The organism is Streptomyces sp. NPDC014907 (assembly GCF_055562975.1).
Genome location: NZ_JBVHEG010000001.1, coordinates 388,332 through 403,910, shown reverse-complemented (window position 1 = coordinate 403,910; position 15,579 = coordinate 388,332). Strand labels below are relative to the sequence as shown.

Below are 15,579 nucleotides of genomic sequence, written 5' to 3'. Positions count from 1 at the left end.
CGTAGTCCGCCCGGCCGCCCGCGCCGGCGCGGGGCCGGCGTGCCGGTGCGGGCGCCGCTCCGGCGATCGCCGCGCCGTGCGACGGCGATCGCTCAGAGCGAACAGAGTGTCGGGAACACTCGCGGGCTCATGAGCATTGAGCCAGTACAGCTCAACTTCACTGCCGAAAGGGAGATCATGGCTTCTGAGTCCATGGCGTCCGTGCCGCTCACCCTGCCCGTGCTGCCGCTCGACGACGAGGTCGTGCTGCCCGGAATGGTGGTGCCGCTGGATCTGTCCGACAGCGAGGTGCGGGCCGCCGTCGAGGCCGCCCAGGCCGCCGCGCGGCCCGGGGAGGGGAAGCCGAGGGTCCTCCTCGTGCCCCGCGTCGACGGCACCTACGCCGGGACCGGCGTGCTCGGCACCGTCGAGCAGGTCGGGCGCCTGTCGGACGGCGACCCCGGCGCGCTCGTGCGCGGCCGCGGCCGCGTCCGCATCGGCGCCGGTACGACGGGCCCCGGCGCCGCCCTGTGGGTCGAGGGGACCGTCGTCGAGGAGACCGTGCCCGACCCGCTGCCCGGCGCCGTGACCGAGCTGGTCAAGGAGTACAAGGCGCTGGCCACCACCTGGCTCAAGAAGCGCGGCGCCTGGCAGGTCGTGGACCGCGTCCAGCAGATCGAGGGCGTCGGCGCCCTCGCGGACAACTCCGGGTACTCGCCCTTCCTCACCGTCGCCCAGCGGGTCGAGCTCCTGGAGACCGCCGACCCGGTCGCCCGCCTCCGCCTCGCCACCGCCCAGCTCCGCGAGCACCTCGCCGAACAGGACGTCGCCGAGACCATCGCCAAGGACGTCCAGGAGGGCGTCGACAAGCAGCAGCGCGAGTTCCTGCTCCGCCGCCAGCTCGAAGCCGTCCGCAAGGAGCTGCGCGAGCTCAACGGCGAGTCGGAGGGCGACGAGTCCGACGACTACCGCGCCCGCGTGGAGGCCGCAGACCTGCCCGGGAAGGTCCGGGAGGCCGCCCTCAAGGAGGTCGAGAAGCTGGAGCGGGCCAGCGACCAGTCCCCCGAGGGCCCGTGGATCCGCACCTGGCTCGACACCGTCCTCGAACTGCCCTGGAACGAGCGGACCGAGGACCGGTACGACATCAGGGGCGCCCGCGAGGTCCTGGACGCCGAGCACGCGGGCCTGGACGACGTGAAGGAGCGGATCACCGAGTACCTCGCGGTGCGCAAGCGGCGCGCCGACCGGGGGCTCGGCGTGGTCGGCGGGCGCCGCGGCGGGGCCGTCCTCGCCCTCGTCGGCCCGCCCGGCGTCGGCAAGACCTCCCTCGGCGAGTCCGTCGCGCACGCGATGGGCCGCAAGTTCGTCCGCGTCGCCCTCGGCGGCGTACGGGACGAGGCGGAGATCCGCGGCCACCGCCGCACCTACGTCGGCGCCCTGCCCGGCCGGATCGTCCGCGCGATCAAGGAGGCCGGGTCCATGAACCCGGTGGTCCTCCTGGACGAGATCGACAAGGTCGGCTCCGACTTCCGCGGCGACCCCGCGGCGGCCCTCCTGGAGGTCCTCGACCCGGCGCAGAACCACACCTTCCGCGACCACTACCTGGAGGTCGAGCTCGACCTCTCCGACGTGGTCTTCCTGGCCACCGCGAACGTCCTGGAGTCCATCCCGGAGGCCCTGCTCGACCGGATGGAGCTGGTCAGGCTCGACGGCTACACCGAGGACGAGAAGATCGTCATCGCCCGCGACCACCTGCTGCCCCGGCAGCTGGAGCGCGCCGGCCTGGAGTCCGGCGAGGTCGTCCTCGAAGAGGCGTCGCTGCGGAAGCTGGCCGGCGAGTACACCCGCGAGGCGGGCGTCCGCACCCTGGAGCGGTCCATCTCCCGGCTGCTGCGGAAGGTCGCGGCCCAGCACGAGCTGGGCGACCGGGAACTGCCGTTCACGATCCGACCGGAGGACCTGCGGGAGCTGATCGGGCGGCCGCACCACGTGCCCGAGTCCGCGCAGGACCCGGCGGAGCGCCGGACGTCCGTGCCGGGCGTCGCCACCGGGCTCGCGGTGACCGGCGCGGGCGGTGACGTCCTCTTCGTGGAGGCGTCCCTGGCCGACCCGGAGACCGGCGCCGCCGGCCTCACCCTCACCGGCCAGCTGGGCGACGTGATGAAGGAGTCGGCGCAGATCGCGCTCTCCTTCCTCCGCTCGCACGGCGCGGAGCTGGAACTGCCCGTCACCGGCCTCAAGGACCGGGGCGTGCACATCCACTTCCCGGCGGGCGCGGTCCCCAAGGACGGTCCGAGCGCGGGCATCACCATGACGACCGCCCTCGCCTCCCTGCTGAGCGGCCGGCTCGTCCGCACGGACGTGGCCATGACCGGCGAGGTCTCCCTCACCGGCCGGGTCCTCCCGATCGGCGGCGTGAAGCAGAAGCTGCTCGCCGCGCACCGGGCGGGCATCACGACGGTGGTGATCCCCAAGCGGAACGAGGCCGACCTGGACGACGTCCCGGCCGAGATCCTGGAGAAGCTGGAGGTCCACCCGGTGACGGACGTCCGGCAGGTCCTGGAGATCGCCCTCGCCCCGGCGGAGGTGCCGGTGGGCGTGGCCGCCTGACCCCGGCCGTACGGGCCGCCCGGCGCGGGCCTCCCGGCCGCACGGCCGCCCGCCGTGCCGCGCGGCCCTCCCGGCCGCGCGACCCCTCCGCGAGGAGCGGGGCGCTCCCTCCGGGGGCGCCCCGCTCCGGCGCGTCCGGAGGGCCGTTCCGGACGCCGGTTCCCGGTGCCGGTCCGGGCTGTCATGCTCGTACGCATGAACGAAGACGCCTTCTGGGCCCTCATCGACGAGCTGAGCCGCCGTCCCGGTCACCGGGACGAGCGGCTGGACTGGCTGGAGGGGGAGTTGACGCGGCGCCCGGCCGCCGGGGCCGTGGCGTTCCAGGTCCGCCTGGAAAGGGCGTGCGAGGCCGCCGACACGCGCGCGGTGTGGACCGCGGCGAACCGGATCGAGGGCGGCCTCTCCACCGACGACGGCTTCCACTACTTCACGCTCTGGCTGGTGGGCCAGGGACGGAAGGTGTACGAGTCGGTGCTCGCCGACCCGGACGCGCTGGCCGACGTGCCCGGCGTACGGGCCCTCGTGGGCCGGCACCACCGCGAGTGGGGCGACGACGAGTGGCCGGAGTGGGAGGAACTCGACTACGTCGCCCAGGACGCGTACGACGAGCTGACCGGCCGGCGGGACGACGACGGGGAGGCGTTCCTCGACGCCGTCGAGGAGGCGGCCGAGGCCGTCGACGAGGAGGAGGGGGAGGGGGACGAGGAGGAGCGCGGGGCGTTCCGGTCCGGGGTGCGGCCCCTGCCCCGGCTCACCGCCCTCTTCCCGCCCGCTCCGTCCGCCTCCTGAGGCCCGCCCGGCGGCGGCCCGGGGACCGTGCCCCGGGCCCGGCCCCGACCGGGCCGCCGCCGGGCGCACGGGCCCGCCGCGCGGGAGGGACTCAGCCGTTCGCGAGCGCCTGCACGCGCGAGAGGTCCCCGTTGAAGTGGTTGTGGTCGCCGACCGTGGGACCGGACGAGGTGTACTGCCACATCGTGTAGTACAGCCATCCCGCCGGGAGTTCGCCCACCGTCGACGCGTACCGCGCGATCCACAGCGGGTTGGTCGCGGCGAAGCCGGAGTAGTTGCCGGTGCACTGGGTCCACCAGCTCGTCGCCGTGTAGATGACGGCGTCCCGCCCGGTGCGGGCCTTGTACCGGGCCAGGAAGTCGCGTATCCAGGCCACCATCCCGGACTGGGTCTTGCCGTAGCAGGCCGCGCCGTACGGGTTCCACTCGATGTCGAGCACGCCCGGCAGGGTCTTGCCGTCCTTCGACCAGCCGCCGCCGTTGTTGACGAAGTAGTCGGCCTGGGCGGCGCCGGTCGTGGTGTCCGGGGTGGCGAAGTGGTACGTGCCCCGGATCATGCCGACGTTGTACGAGCCGTTGTACTGCTGCGTGAAGTAGGTGTTCTTGTAGTAGGTGCCCTCCGTCGCCTTGACGTAGGCCCACCGGACGCCGCTGTTCCACAGCGTGGACCAGGCGACGTTCCCCTGGTGGCCGGAGACGTCCACGCCCTCCGTCTGGACGGCCTGGGCGGACGTGCCGCCGGGCACGCCGTCGTGCCCGTCGTGCGCGAGGACGCCCATGCCCATGCTGGCGGTGCCGCGGGCGGGGACCCGCCGGGCGTCCGGGTCGGGGGCGGCCCCGGCGGAGCCCGCGAGGGGGGCGAGGAGGACGAGTGCCGCGAGGGCGGCGCCGATGAGGGTCGTTCCGGATCTGTGCACACGCATCGCGTGCCTCCGAAAGGCTCGTGGGGAGAGGGCAGGGAGCGACAAGTCCTGGTGTGGACATGTCATTGGGGGGTGCCGGGAACGACGCTACGCACGTAGACCCGTCCGTGGAAGAGGAGTCGGCCGCCGCCGTTGGTCTACGCCTGCGAAATACTGAAAGAGCTGCGGAAACGGCCGCGGCCGGAAGAAACTTTCAGCGGCCGGAAAGCGGCCGGTGTGGCGACGGCACGCCACAGGGAACACGGGGAAGGTGCTGACGTGCGCGAAGACGGTACGGGGAGTGAAGGCGGGTCCGTCCCGGCGGCCGTGGACCGGGAGTTCCTGGCCCTCGAACGCGAACTCGCGGTCTTCCTGCGCCGCGCCCGCGCCCAGTCCGGCGAGATGGCCCGCGAGGTCCACCCCGAACTGGAACCCGCCGCCTACGGCCTCTTCGTGCGCCTCGACGAGGCCGGGCCCCAGCGGGCCACCGAACTCGCCGGGTACTTCGGCGTCGGCAAGGCGACCATGAGCCGCCAGCTGCGCGCCCTCGAAGACCTCGGGCTCGTCGCCCGCGACCCCGACCCCGCCGACGGCCGCGCCTCGCTCGTCCGCCTCACCGAGGAGGGCCGGAACCGCTTCCGCCGCGTCCGCGACGCCCGGCGCGAGCGCTACGTCCGCAAGCTCGCCGACTGGGACCGCGCCGAGGTCGCCGAGCTGGCCCGCCTCCTGAACCACTTCAACGTGCGCGCCGAGGGCTGACGGCGGGACCACGCGGAAGCGGCCCCGGCCGGGGGAGGGGAGCCGGTCCGGGGAGGCTCAGAGCGCCGTCGGCCTCTCGCGCGCCGCCGTTCCCGCGTACATCGCCGGCTCGTCGTCCACCGCCGCCCCCGCGTACACCGCCGGCTCGTCGTACGTCCCCGGCACGTCGTGCGCCCCCGGCTCCACGTACGCCGCCGTCGCGTCGTCGTGCGTCTTCCGGCGCCGCAGCCCGCCCGCCCGCGCCTCCTCGGCCTCCCGCCTCCGCACCCGGCGGAGCAGGCCGAGGGGTCCCTCCGTCCGCAGGACTCCGAAGCAGTCCGTCCAGTCGCCCTCGCCGAACAGGTCCACCCAGCGGCTCGCCCCGTCCGTGAGGGCCGCCAGGGCCCGCACCTCCGCGCGCGGGGTCGTCCCGGTCACCGCGAGGTCCGCGACCGCCGGGTCGGCCGCCGCCGTGAAGAAGCCGCCCTCCCGGTTCCGCAGCCGGTCCGTCGCCGTCACGGAGCGCAGCACCTCGGCCGGCACCCGGTCGAGCCGGTCGTCGAGCACCGCCCGCACCGCTCCGTCCGGCCGCTCCAGGAGGAGCACCGAGTCGGAGAGGACGAGGTGCTCGACCAGTGCCCCGCCCCAGCGGACGAGGACGACGGTTGCCTGAGGCGTCCTCGCGTGAGAAAGGTCACAGGTGTCCCGGTGGGCTTCCGCGGTGCGCCGGATTGCCCGCGCGAGGATCTCGGACAGGGGGACGTCCGGCCGGGAAGCGGACAGTTCGGTCAAAGCCCCGCCGAGATGGGCGGTGAACCACGGCACGGTGTGCACACAACCGTCATCACCCGCGGGCGGCGTGACGCCGTCGAGCAGGACGAGCGTCCCCCCGGCCCCCGACGCGGGCAGGGCGGTGGCCACCCAGTCCTCGTTGGGGCGTTCGGGGCTGCCGGGAAGGGAGGCGACGTCACTGCGCATGGCGGCCAGTCTGCCCGCCCCGGCGCGCTCCTTCACCGAACCCGCGAATGACGGAAAAAGGCCTGTACCAAAGGTGTGGAAACGGTGTGCGGGGGGAAACGGGCGGTGTGACGGAGCTGCGGGCGGGCATCCTGCCAAAGGCCGCCCGGAAGATCCAACCGGGGGCCGCCGGAGGTCGCCGGAGGCCGTCCGGAGGAGTTGTTCGCCAACTCGGGAGTGTTGTTCACTCGTTCGGGTGGCGGAGCGGCCGATGCCCGTCCCCTTCCCGAAAGCGCTGGAATGGTCGGAAGCCGTAACAGGGGTGGGGGCGCTCCATGTGACCGGCCGTCACCTCTGCTTTGTGGGTGGACGAGTCAAGAATGCGAGCACCGGTGCAGATGAAGCGGCCTCGGAGCAAGAACGGCGCGCAGAGCCGGACCCCCGGCGCACCGCCGTCCCCGAACGGCGCCGCCGAGGCACCCGCCGGAGGCCCCGCCGAGCCCACCGGGCGCCCCGCGCCGGCCGCCCCGGAGCGACCCGCGGGCCGCTCCAGGCGCGTCCGCAACCGCCTCGTCGCCGGAGTCGCCCTCGTGGGCGTCACCGTCCTCGCCGCCGGAACCCCCGCGGTCCTCACCGCCTCCGCCGAGCTGACCGAATCCCAGCGCCTGGTCACCCTCGCCGAACTCGACCGGCAGGCCGTCACCCTCGCGCACTCCCTCGCCGACGAGCGCGACGAGGTCGTCGCGTACATCGCCGCCGGCCGGGACGCCCAGACCGGCGACACCAAGAAGAAGCGCCAGATCACCAGCGTGCGCTCCACCCGCGTCGACCGGCAGATCGACGAGATCCGCCCCGCCGCCTCCCCCGAGCTCCGCCGCGACCTCGCCGGGGTCCCCTCCCTGCGCCGCACCGCCCTCACCGGCAAGGGCGCCGCCCTGGAGGCCCACAAGGCGTACTCCGAGGTCATCGACAAGCTCCAGGCCCTCGCCGACGAGCTGGCCGACAGCACCCCGGCCCGCGCCGCCGGCACCGCGCCCACCGAGGCCACCCGCGCGCCCGCCGCCCTCGGCCGCGCCGTCGAACAGGCCTCCGCCACCCGGGGCCTGCTCGTCGCCGCCCTCTCCGTGCCGCGACCGGAGCCCACCGGCGAGACCCACTACGACCCCACGACCGGCACCTACGTCCCCGACGAGCCCGCGGGCGCGGCGGAGGCCGACCGGGCCCGCGACCGCCTCACCGCCGAGGCCCAGCAGGCCCGCGTCCGCGAACTCGCCGCCCTCGCCGACTTCGACCAGGCCGCCGGCTCCGCCGCCCGCGACTCGCTCGCCGGCACCGTCGCCGGCCCCGACGTCAAGAACGCCGAACGCGCGCTCGCCTCCCTCACCGACCAGCCCCGGCTGACCACCGCCGAGCGCAGGACCGATCCGGCCGCCCTGGAGGCCACCCTCTCCGCCCGCATCGAGCAGATGCGCGGCGTCGAGTCCGCCCTCGCCACCCAGCGGGTCGACCGCCTCGCCGCGCTCCGCGACGACGACGTCACCGCCCTGGAACTGCGCCTCGCCTTCCTCGGCGGCTGCCTCCTCTTCGCCGTCGGCGTCTCCACCTACGTCGCCCGCTCCCTCACCCGGCCGCTCGCCGCGCTGCGCATCGGTGCCGCCCGGCTCGCCGCCGCCCCCGCCCCGCACACCGAGGAGCCGGTCCGCTTCACCGGCCGCAACGACGAGTTCGCCCAGACCGTCCGCTCCCTCAACACCCTGCACGCCAAGCTCGCGGACCTGGCCGCGCACGCCGACCGCCTCACCGGCGAACGGGCCGGCCTGGCCGCCGCCAAGGAGACCCTGGCCGCCGACCTCGCCGCCCAGCGCGCCGAGCTCCAGGGCCGGGTCGCCCTCCTCACCGCCGACCTCGAACGGCTCCGCGACTCCGTCGGGCACACCTTCGTCAACCTCTCCCTGCGCAACCTCGGCCTGGTCGAGCGGCAGCTCGGCGTCATCGAGAAGCTGGAGGAGCGCGAGCAGGACCCGGACCGCCTCGGCACCCTCTTCAAGCTCGACCACATGGCGACCGTCATGCGCCGCCACAGCGAGAACCTCCTCGTCCTCGCCGGCCACGAGCACGTCCACGGCCACGCCGGGCCCGTCCCGCTGGTCGACGTGCTGCGCGCCGCCGTCAGCGAGATCGAGCGGTACGAGCGGGTCACCATCCAGTCCCTGCCGTCGCACACCCAGGTCGCCGGCTTCGCCGCGGACGACCTGAGCCACCTGGTCGCGGAACTCCTGGAGAACGCCACCTCCTTCTCGCCGCCCGACGCCGAGGTCCAGCTCTCCGGCTGGCTCCTGGAGACCGGCGAGGTCATGCTCTCCGTGCAGGACGCGGGCATCGGCATGGCCCCCGCCCGCTCCGCCGAGCTGAACGCGCGCCTGGCCGGGGCCGACCCGGAGGCCTTCGAGGGCGAGGGGCTCGGCATGCGGGTCGTCGCCCTGCTCGCCGCCCGCCACGGCATCCGCGTCGAACTGCGGGAGCAGCAGCCGGGCGGCACGACCGCCGTCGTGGTCCTGCCGCCGGCCCTGCTGCCCGCCGCGCCGCCCGCGGCCGCCCCGGAGCCCGTACGGGTGGCGGGCGCGGCTCCCGCGCTCCAGCTGCCCGGTTCGGTCGCGGAGGCCAACTCCAACACGCTGCCGTCCCGCACCCGCGACCCCCTCGTGGAGGCGGCGGAGCGGACCCTGGCGGAGGCGGAACGGGAGGGGACCCCGGAGCCCGCGCCGCAGGAGACCCGCGCGGCGGAGCCCGCCCCGGAGGAGGCGCACGCCCCGGAGCCCGCGCCCCGGAGCCACCCCGCGCCCCTCGGCGAGTCCCTCTCCGAGACCACCCTCCAGGTCCGGCTGCCCTCTCCGCCGCCGGAGCCGGAGACCCACGAGCGCGCGGCCGACACGGCCGCCGCCCCCGAGACCCCGGCGGAGGCCCGGCCCGCCGAACAGCGGGCCGCCGAACCGCCGGTCACCGGCACGCCCGCCCCGGAGCCGGGGCCGCGGCCGGAGACGGAGCCGCAGCCGGCTCCCGGCCGGCCGGCCGGGGACCGCACCGTCCCCGAACAGGCCGTCCCCGATCAGACCGCCCCCGACCCCACCGTTCCCGGCCCGCGCCCCGCGCAGTGGGAGCGGGTCACCGACAAGGGCCTGCCCAAGCGCACCCCCCAGGTGGTGCGCCAGACCGGCCCCTCCACCACCCCCCGCAAGGGCGGAGTGGACGCCGAGGCCCTGCGCCGCAGGCTCGGCGGCTTCCACCGGGGCGCGGAGGCCGGGCGCCGCGACGTGGAGGCGGAGGTGGGCACGGGACGGACGGAGAGCGCACCACCCGCACGTACAGAGGAGAAGACGGGGGACACAGTCGAGGAGGCACGCAGTTGACCGCGACGGGAACGTTCGGACTGAGCACGGAAGCCCGCAACCTGCAATGGCTGCTGGGGAATCTGGTCGAGGAGGTACCGGGAGTCCGGTCGGTGGCCGTCGTCTCCTCGGACGGCCTCATGCTGCTCTCGTCGGACCCGGCCACCGGGCAGGGCGCCGCGGCCGCCGATGAGGCCGGCCGCTCCGGGGGGCCGCGCGGCTCCAGCGCCGACCTGGCCACCATCGTCTCCGGCATCGGCAGCCTCACCATCGGCGCCGCCCGCCTGATGGACGGCGGCGGGGTCAAGCAGACCATGGTGGCGATGGACGAGGGCAGCGTCTTCGTCATGTCGATCAGCGACGGCTCCCTGCTCGGCGTGCACGCCGAGCCCGACTGCGACATGAGCGTGGTGGCGTACCACATGGCGCTCTTCGTGGGTCGCGCCGGCCATGTCCTCACCCCCGAAGTCCGCAGTGAACTGCGCAAATCGATGGAGAGCGCCCAGTGACGTCTGTGTCCTCGGTGTCCGCGGTGTCCCCCTCCTTCAAGCTGCCGGTACGAGGAGAGGGGCGCCGCCCCGCGCGCGTGCGCCCCTACTCGCTGACCGGCGGCCGTACCCGCTTCGGTCACGTCCTGCTGGTCGAGACCTTCGTGGCGGCGCTCGAAGCGCCCGCCGCGCGCAAGGTCCTGACGGACGGCGGTCCCGGCGCCCGCGGTCTGATGCCGGAGATGCGGGCCATCGTCGAGATCTGCCGCCGGATGCGGACGGTCGCGGAGATCTCGGCGCTCCTGAAGATGCCTCTGGGAGTCGTCCGGGTGCTCCTCAGCGACCTGGCCGACCAGGGAAAGATCCGTGTGTACGGGACCGGCCACGACGCCGGCCGGCCCGACCGCGCGCTCCTCGAAAGGGTGCTGAGTGGACTCCGTCGTCTCTGACGCCTCCGCCGTCTCCGAATCGCCGGCGGTCACCGGCGTCCCCGCGCAGCCCCAGGCCGCCCCGACCGGACGGACGGCCCCGGAGGCGTCCGTCCCCGGAGCGGACCCCGAGGACGGCGCCCAGGACTGGCAGCTCGACCACACCCGGGCCCCGATCGCGACGAAGATCGTCGTCGCGGGCGGCTTCGGCGTGGGCAAGACCACCTTCGTCCGCGCGGTCTCCGAGATCACCCCGCTGCAGACCGAGGCCCTGATGACCCGGGCCAGCGAGGACACCGACGACCTCACCGCCACGCCGGACAAGCTCACCACCACGGTGGCGATGGACTTCGGCCGGATCACGCTCGACAACGACCTGGTGCTCTACGTCTTCGGCACGCCGGGACAGCAGCGCTTCTGGTTCATGTGGGACGACCTGGTGCGCGGCGCGATCGGCGCGGTCGTGCTCGCCGACACCCGGCGGCTCACCGACTGCTTCCCGGCCCTGGACTACTTCGAGAGCTGCGGCCTCCCGTACGTCGTGGCGGTCAACCACTTCGAGGGCAGCGAGCCGTTCGAGGCGGAGGACGTCCGGGAGGCGCTGACCGTGCCCCCGCACGTCCCCGTGGTGATCATGGACGCGCGCAAGCGCTACAGCGTCGTCGAGACCCTGCTCGCCATGGTCGCGCACGCGCTCGAAGCCACCCCCGAGTAACCTCCCCCCGTCACGCCAGGAGCACCACCCATGCGGAAGATACTCATAGTCGGGGCCGGGCAGTCCGGTCTCCAGCTCGCCCTCGGCCTCCAGTCGCGGGGGTACGAGGTCACCCTCATGTCGAACCGGACGGCGGACGAGATCCGTTCCGGCCGGGTCATGTCCACCCAGTGCATGTTCCACACCGCCCTCCAGCACGAGCGGGACCTCGGGCTCAACTTCTGGGAGTCCCAGGCCCCCCGGATCGAGGGCCTCGGCGTCTCGGTCGCGGGCCCCGACTCCTCCCGCGCGATCGACTGGGTCGGCCGCCTCGACGGGTTCGCCCAGTCCGTCGACCAGCGGGTGAAGATGGCCGGCTGGATGGAGACCTTCGCCCAGCGCGGCGGCCAGCTCGTCATCCACGGCGCGGCCGTCGGGGACCTCGACTACTTCTCCCGCTCCTACGACCTGGTGCTCGTCGCGGCCGGCAAGGGCGAGCTGGTCTCGATGTTCGAGCGGGACGCCTCCCGTTCCCCGTACGCCGAGCCGCAGCGGGCGCTCGCCGTCGCGTACGTCCACGGCCTCGGCCCGCGCCCCGAGCACCCGGACTTCGACGCGGTCCGCTGCAACGTCGTCCCGGGCGTCGGCGAACTGTTCGTCATGCCGACCCTCACCACCGGCGGCCGCGCCGACATCCTCTTCTGGGAGGGCGTCCCCGGCGGCCCGCTCGACGCTTTCCAGGGCGTCAAGGACCCGTCCGAGCACCTGGCGCTGACGCTGGAGCTGATGGAACGGTTCACCCCGTGGGAGTACGCGCGGGCCACCAAGGTCGAACTGACCGACGCGGGCGGCACCCTCGCCGGCCGGTACGCCCCGACCGTCCGCAACCCGGTCGGCCGGCTGCCCGGAGGCGGCCTGGTCCTCGGCGTCGCGGACGTCGTCGTCGCCAACGACCCGGTCACGGGCCAGGGCTCCAACTCGGCCTCCAAGTGCGCGGCCGCGTACCTCGCCGCGATCGTCGAGCGCGGCGAGGAGCCCTTCGACGAGGAGTGGATGCGCACCGCCTTCGACCGCTACTGGCAGACGGCGCGGCACGTCACCAAGTGGACGAACGCGATGCTGGCCCCGCCGCCGGAGCACGTCCTGAACCTCCTCGGCGCGGCCGGACAGCTCCAGCCCGTCGCGGACCGCTTCGCCAACGGCTTCAACGACCCGTCCGACTTCGAGAACTTCTTCTACGACCCGGAGAAGACGGGCGCGTACCTGGCGTCGGTCACCGGGAGCTGACGGAGGGCTGACGGTCGGTCAGCTCTGCTGGGGGGACATCTCGGAGAGCAGGGCGAGGGCTTCACGGCGGACACCGGCATCGGGGTCGGCCGTGAGGTCCCGCAACCGTGCGAGCAGCCGGTTCGTTCCCCCTCCGGTCGTCCACTCCGGGAAGTGGACGGCGGCGGCCAGTTCGTCCGCGGTGCACTCCGAGGTGGCGCGGTCCAGGGCCAGGAGCACCTGGCGAAGGCCGAACGCGTCGCCGCGCCGGAGCAGGGCGTTCGCCGTATCCTGCGTGACGGCGGTGTCGTGAGGGTCCAGGAGCAGGCGGAGAAGCACCTCCGTTCCCTGCTCGGCCTCGTCCGAAGCGGCGAGTCGCCGCCCGGCGGCGGCGCGGACCGACCAGTCAGGGGAATCCGCGTGCTCCGTGATCGTGCCGGACCGCCGGGCATCGGAGGGTGTCATGGCCCCAGTCTGTCATCGGACCGGGTGCGGGTGTCCCGCGCCCGGGGGCGCGTTCAGCCGCGGTCGAAGCCCTCGTCCCCGCCGTCCCTCGCGCCCTCCGGGAGGTCCGGCGGCGTGTACGAGGCCAGGGCGGTGCCGTCCGGATCCGGGCGCACGGCCCCGAGCAGCGGGTTCGCCGCGACGGGGGAGACCTTCACCTTCGCGCCGGGACGCGGCGCCTGCACCACCAGGCCCCCGCCGAGGTAGAGCGCCACGTGCGTGGCGCCCGGGAAGTAGACCACCAGGTCCCCGGGCCGCAGCTCCGGCAGCGGCACCCGGGGGAGCGTCGCCCACTGCTCCTGGCTGGTCCGGGGGATCTCCCGGCCCGCCGCCGCCCACGCCCGCTGCGTCAGCCCCGAGCAGTCGTACGCGTCCGGGCCCTCGGCCCCCCACTCGTACGGCTTGCCGAGCTGTTCCACCGCGAACCGCACGGCCTCCGCGCCCGCCCGGGACGGGGTGCGCCGACCGTCCAGGGCCCCGGAGTCCAGCAGTTCGCGCTGCGCGCCGGCGGTCTGTACGCGCTCCAGCTCGGTGAGCCGTGCGAGCTGCCCCCGCGAGAGTCCGGCCAGCAGCCTCTCGACCTCCCCCAGCCTCGTCCGCACCTCGTCGCGCCGGGCACGCCGCTCGGCCGCGAGGCGCCGCTGCCGGTCGAGGGCCTCGCGGGAGGCGCCGGCGAGGGCGTCGGCCCGCTTGGCGGCCCCTTCGAGCAGGGAGACGGCGGTGGCGCGGCTCCGCCCGGCGCGGGCCACCAGTCTTCCCCGGTCCAGGGCCGCCCCGGGGTCCGGTGCGAAGAGCACGTCCAGGTACGAGGAGAGCTCCGACCTCCCCTGGTACTGCTCCCGGGCGATCCGGCCCGCCTCGGCCCGGCCCCGGGCGAGGTCGGCCCGTGCGGCGGTGAGCCGGTCCGTGACCTTCCGCGCGTCCGAGGCCTGGCGCTTCAGCGCCTCCTCGGCGGCGTTGTACCGCTCGGTGGCCTCCTCCGCCTGCCGGTAGAGCGTGCGCAGCCGGGCGAGGAGGCCGGAGACCGAGTCGCCGCCCGGGGGCGGGAGCGCGGCGGCGTCGTCGAGGGGGAGCCCTTCGGCGGGACCGGCCGGACCGGTGGAATCGGCCGGGCCGGCCGGGTCGGAGGAGTCGGCGAGACCGGTCGATCCGGTCGATCCGGTGGGTTTCGGGGTTTCCGTGGCGTCCGGGGTCTCCGTCGGGCCCGTGGTGTCCGGTGGTTCCGTTCCGGCGGGTGCTCCGGCGTCCTGGGAGGTGCCGGGGGCCGGGAGCGCGTCCGGGTCCACGGGGCCCACCGGTTCGAGCGCCGGGTCCGCCCAGGCGATCGGGGCCTCCATCGGAGGTTCCACGGGCGGGTCCGCCGGCCGGGCGGCGGCCGGGGCCGTTCCCGCGAGCGCCGTCGCCGCGGCGAGCGCTCCCGTGCAGACCGTGCGCAGCAGTCGTCGTGACACGTCACCACCTCCAGGGGGATGATGACGGCTCACTTCATCCGATTACCGTACGAACGGGGGCGCGTCCGGCGTCCTCACCCGGTCGGCCCAGCCCCCTCCGCCCCGCCTCCGCCGGGCTTCGACCACGGCCACCTCAGCTCGCGCCGCTCACGTCCTCCGGGGGCGTACACGTAGACCCAGCCGCGCCGGAGTCCCAGCCGCTTCGTGTGACCGGCGGGCTCGCGCAGGTAGGCGTACACCCTCGGCGGATGCCCGTCGTGCGCCGGGACCGGGACCTCGTACCACTTCGGCGGGTGGCCGGTCGGGCCGAGCAGGATCGGCAGGACCCGGCCGTCCAGGGGCCCGCCGCGGAAGGGGGTGTTCTCGCTTCTCACCTCCCCAGTCTCCCCCGCGAACCCGGTGCGCGACGGCCGGACCCGGCGTGCGACGGCCGGACCGGGGCGGATCGCCCGGGCGGGGGAGACGCGCGGCCGGACCGGGCCGGGGAAGGTGCGCGGCCGGGCCGGGGTGAGCGGAGGCGCACGGCCGGGCCGGGGCGGTGGTCCCGGCGCGGGGGCCGGCGAGCGGCGGTCCGGTGCGGGGCCCGGCGCGCCGGGGCCCGCCGGGCTCACAGCAGGTGGGCCGCCCCGCCCACCACCGGGATCAGCCGGTGCGCCAGGGCCGACACCGGCCCGCCGGACTCCTCCTGGGCGAGGAGCCGCCCGGCGACCTCCCCCGTCTCCTCGTCGCCCGCCCCCGTCACGGTGAGCAGGGCGACCAGGTGGTCGACCATCCAGTCCCGCAGCTCCGCCGCCGGCGGCCGTTTTCCCTCGCCGAGCCAGATGAGCGAGGCGGCCTCCACGGCGGCGATCCACGTCCGGACCAGCATGCCGAGCCGGAGGCCCGGCCGCTCCACCCCCAGGTGGAGGAGGATCTGCTCGGCGGCGGCCCGCCGCACCTCGTCCACGATCGCGGAGGTCTGCGGGGTCTCCACCACGCTGCCGCCGCGCAGCAGGGCGCTGAACCCGGCGTCGTGCCCCTCCACGAAGAACAGGTACCGGTCGAGCACCCGGCCGAGCCGCTCCGTCGGGGGCCCGGCGAGCGGCTCGGCGAAGCAGCGGTTCAGGGCGTCGGCGGAGGACCGCAGGGCGGCTTCGTACAACTGCTGTTTCCCGCCGGGGAAGTAGCGGTAGACGAGCGGCCGCGAGACGCCGGCGGCTTCGGCGACGTCGTCGAGGGAGACGTCCTCCGGCGTCCGGTGGGCGAAGAGTCCCAGGGCCGCTTCGATGAGCTGGCCGCGCCGCTCCTCGACGCTGAGCCTGCGGTACGCGGGGGTGGCGGGACTCGTCATGCCCGCAGCGTAACGGCGGACCGCCCGGCGGTGCGCCCCGTGCGCGGGTTCCGGTCGC

The 15,579-nt window shown here is 74.9% G+C and carries 14 protein-coding genes; 8 read left to right on the top strand and 6 right to left on the bottom strand.

Annotated features, from left to right (window positions below):
* The first annotated feature begins 177 nt into the window (after positions 1 to 177).
* Entirely contained in the window at positions 178 to 2,589 is a 2,412-nt protein-coding gene (lon, locus tag ACZ3IL_RS01735) for an endopeptidase La (RefSeq protein WP_467386761.1), read from the top strand.
* A gap of 195 nt (positions 2,590 to 2,784) precedes the next feature.
* A complete protein-coding gene (locus ACZ3IL_RS01730) occupies positions 2,785 to 3,378 on the top strand; it encodes a DUF4240 domain-containing protein (RefSeq protein ID WP_467385578.1) in 594 nt (197 codons plus the stop codon).
* A 91-nt stretch (positions 3,379 to 3,469) separates the two neighbouring features.
* Here ACZ3IL_RS01730 and ACZ3IL_RS01725 read toward each other — a convergent pair whose 3' ends face one another.
* Complete coding sequence (locus ACZ3IL_RS01725; protein ID WP_467385577.1) at positions 3,470 to 4,300, bottom strand: lysozyme; 831 nt, start codon at positions 4,298 to 4,300, stop codon at positions 3,470 to 3,472.
* A 258-nt stretch (positions 4,301 to 4,558) separates the two neighbouring features.
* Here ACZ3IL_RS01725 and ACZ3IL_RS01720 point away from each other — a divergent pair, with 258 nt between their 5' ends.
* Positions 4,559 to 5,038 carry a MarR family winged helix-turn-helix transcriptional regulator gene (locus tag ACZ3IL_RS01720; RefSeq protein WP_467385576.1) on the top strand — a complete coding sequence of 160 codons (480 nt, stop codon included), beginning with the start codon at positions 4,559 to 4,561 and terminating at the stop codon, positions 5,036 to 5,038.
* Positions 5,039 to 5,095: 57 nt separating this feature from the next.
* On the opposite strand, the gene ACZ3IL_RS01715 is transcribed toward ACZ3IL_RS01720, so the two are convergent.
* A complete protein-coding gene (locus ACZ3IL_RS01715; protein ID WP_467385575.1) occupies positions 5,096 to 5,995 on the bottom strand; it encodes a hypothetical protein in 900 nt (299 codons plus the stop codon).
* A 359-nt stretch (positions 5,996 to 6,354) separates the two neighbouring features.
* Between ACZ3IL_RS01715 and ACZ3IL_RS01710 the strand changes: the two genes are divergently transcribed.
* The 5 genes from ACZ3IL_RS01710 to ACZ3IL_RS01690 all read left to right on the top strand — a co-directional run bounded on the left by ACZ3IL_RS01710 (position 6,355) and on the right by ACZ3IL_RS01690 (position 12,257).
* Positions 6,355 to 9,381 carry a sensor histidine kinase gene (locus ACZ3IL_RS01710; protein ID WP_467385574.1) on the top strand — a complete coding sequence of 1,009 codons (3,027 nt, stop codon included), beginning with the start codon at positions 6,355 to 6,357 and terminating at the stop codon, positions 9,379 to 9,381.
* Positions 9,378 to 9,869, top strand: a complete 492-nt coding sequence (locus ACZ3IL_RS01705) for a roadblock/LC7 domain-containing protein (protein WP_467385573.1) — start codon at positions 9,378 to 9,380, stop codon at positions 9,867 to 9,869. Before ACZ3IL_RS01710 ends, ACZ3IL_RS01705 begins: the two co-directional genes overlap by 4 nt.
* Entirely contained in the window at positions 9,866 to 10,297 is a 432-nt protein-coding gene (locus ACZ3IL_RS01700; RefSeq protein WP_467385572.1) for a DUF742 domain-containing protein, read from the top strand. The genes ACZ3IL_RS01705 and ACZ3IL_RS01700 overlap by 4 nt, the downstream gene beginning before the upstream one ends.
* A gap of 154 nt (positions 10,298 to 10,451) precedes the next feature.
* Positions 10,452 to 10,991, top strand: a complete 540-nt coding sequence (locus tag ACZ3IL_RS01695; protein ID WP_467386759.1) for a GTP-binding protein — start codon at positions 10,452 to 10,454, stop codon at positions 10,989 to 10,991.
* Positions 10,992 to 11,021: 30 nt separating this feature from the next.
* On the top strand, positions 11,022 to 12,257 hold the full coding sequence (locus ACZ3IL_RS01690; RefSeq protein ID WP_467385571.1) for a styrene monooxygenase/indole monooxygenase family protein: 1,236 nt from the start codon (positions 11,022 to 11,024) through the stop codon (positions 12,255 to 12,257).
* Positions 12,258 to 12,275: 18 nt separating this feature from the next.
* Here ACZ3IL_RS01690 and ACZ3IL_RS01685 read toward each other — a convergent pair whose 3' ends face one another.
* The 4 genes from ACZ3IL_RS01685 to ACZ3IL_RS01670 all read right to left on the bottom strand — a co-directional run bounded on the left by ACZ3IL_RS01685 (position 12,276) and on the right by ACZ3IL_RS01670 (position 15,521).
* Positions 12,276 to 12,701: a HEAT repeat domain-containing protein gene (locus ACZ3IL_RS01685; RefSeq protein ID WP_467385570.1), complete on the bottom strand. Its 426-nt coding sequence runs from the start codon at positions 12,699 to 12,701 to the stop codon at positions 12,276 to 12,278.
* 53 nt (positions 12,702 to 12,754) lie between these two features.
* Complete coding sequence (locus tag ACZ3IL_RS01680) at positions 12,755 to 14,191, bottom strand: C40 family peptidase (RefSeq protein ID WP_467385569.1); 1,437 nt, start codon at positions 14,189 to 14,191, stop codon at positions 12,755 to 12,757.
* Between the two features lie 74 nt (positions 14,192 to 14,265).
* Entirely contained in the window at positions 14,266 to 14,565 is a 300-nt protein-coding gene (locus ACZ3IL_RS01675; RefSeq protein ID WP_467385568.1) for a hypothetical protein, read from the bottom strand.
* Between the two features lie 233 nt (positions 14,566 to 14,798).
* Positions 14,799 to 15,521: a TetR/AcrR family transcriptional regulator gene (locus ACZ3IL_RS01670; protein ID WP_467385567.1), complete on the bottom strand. Its 723-nt coding sequence runs from the start codon at positions 15,519 to 15,521 to the stop codon at positions 14,799 to 14,801.
* Positions 15,522 to 15,579: the final 58 nt, after the last annotated feature.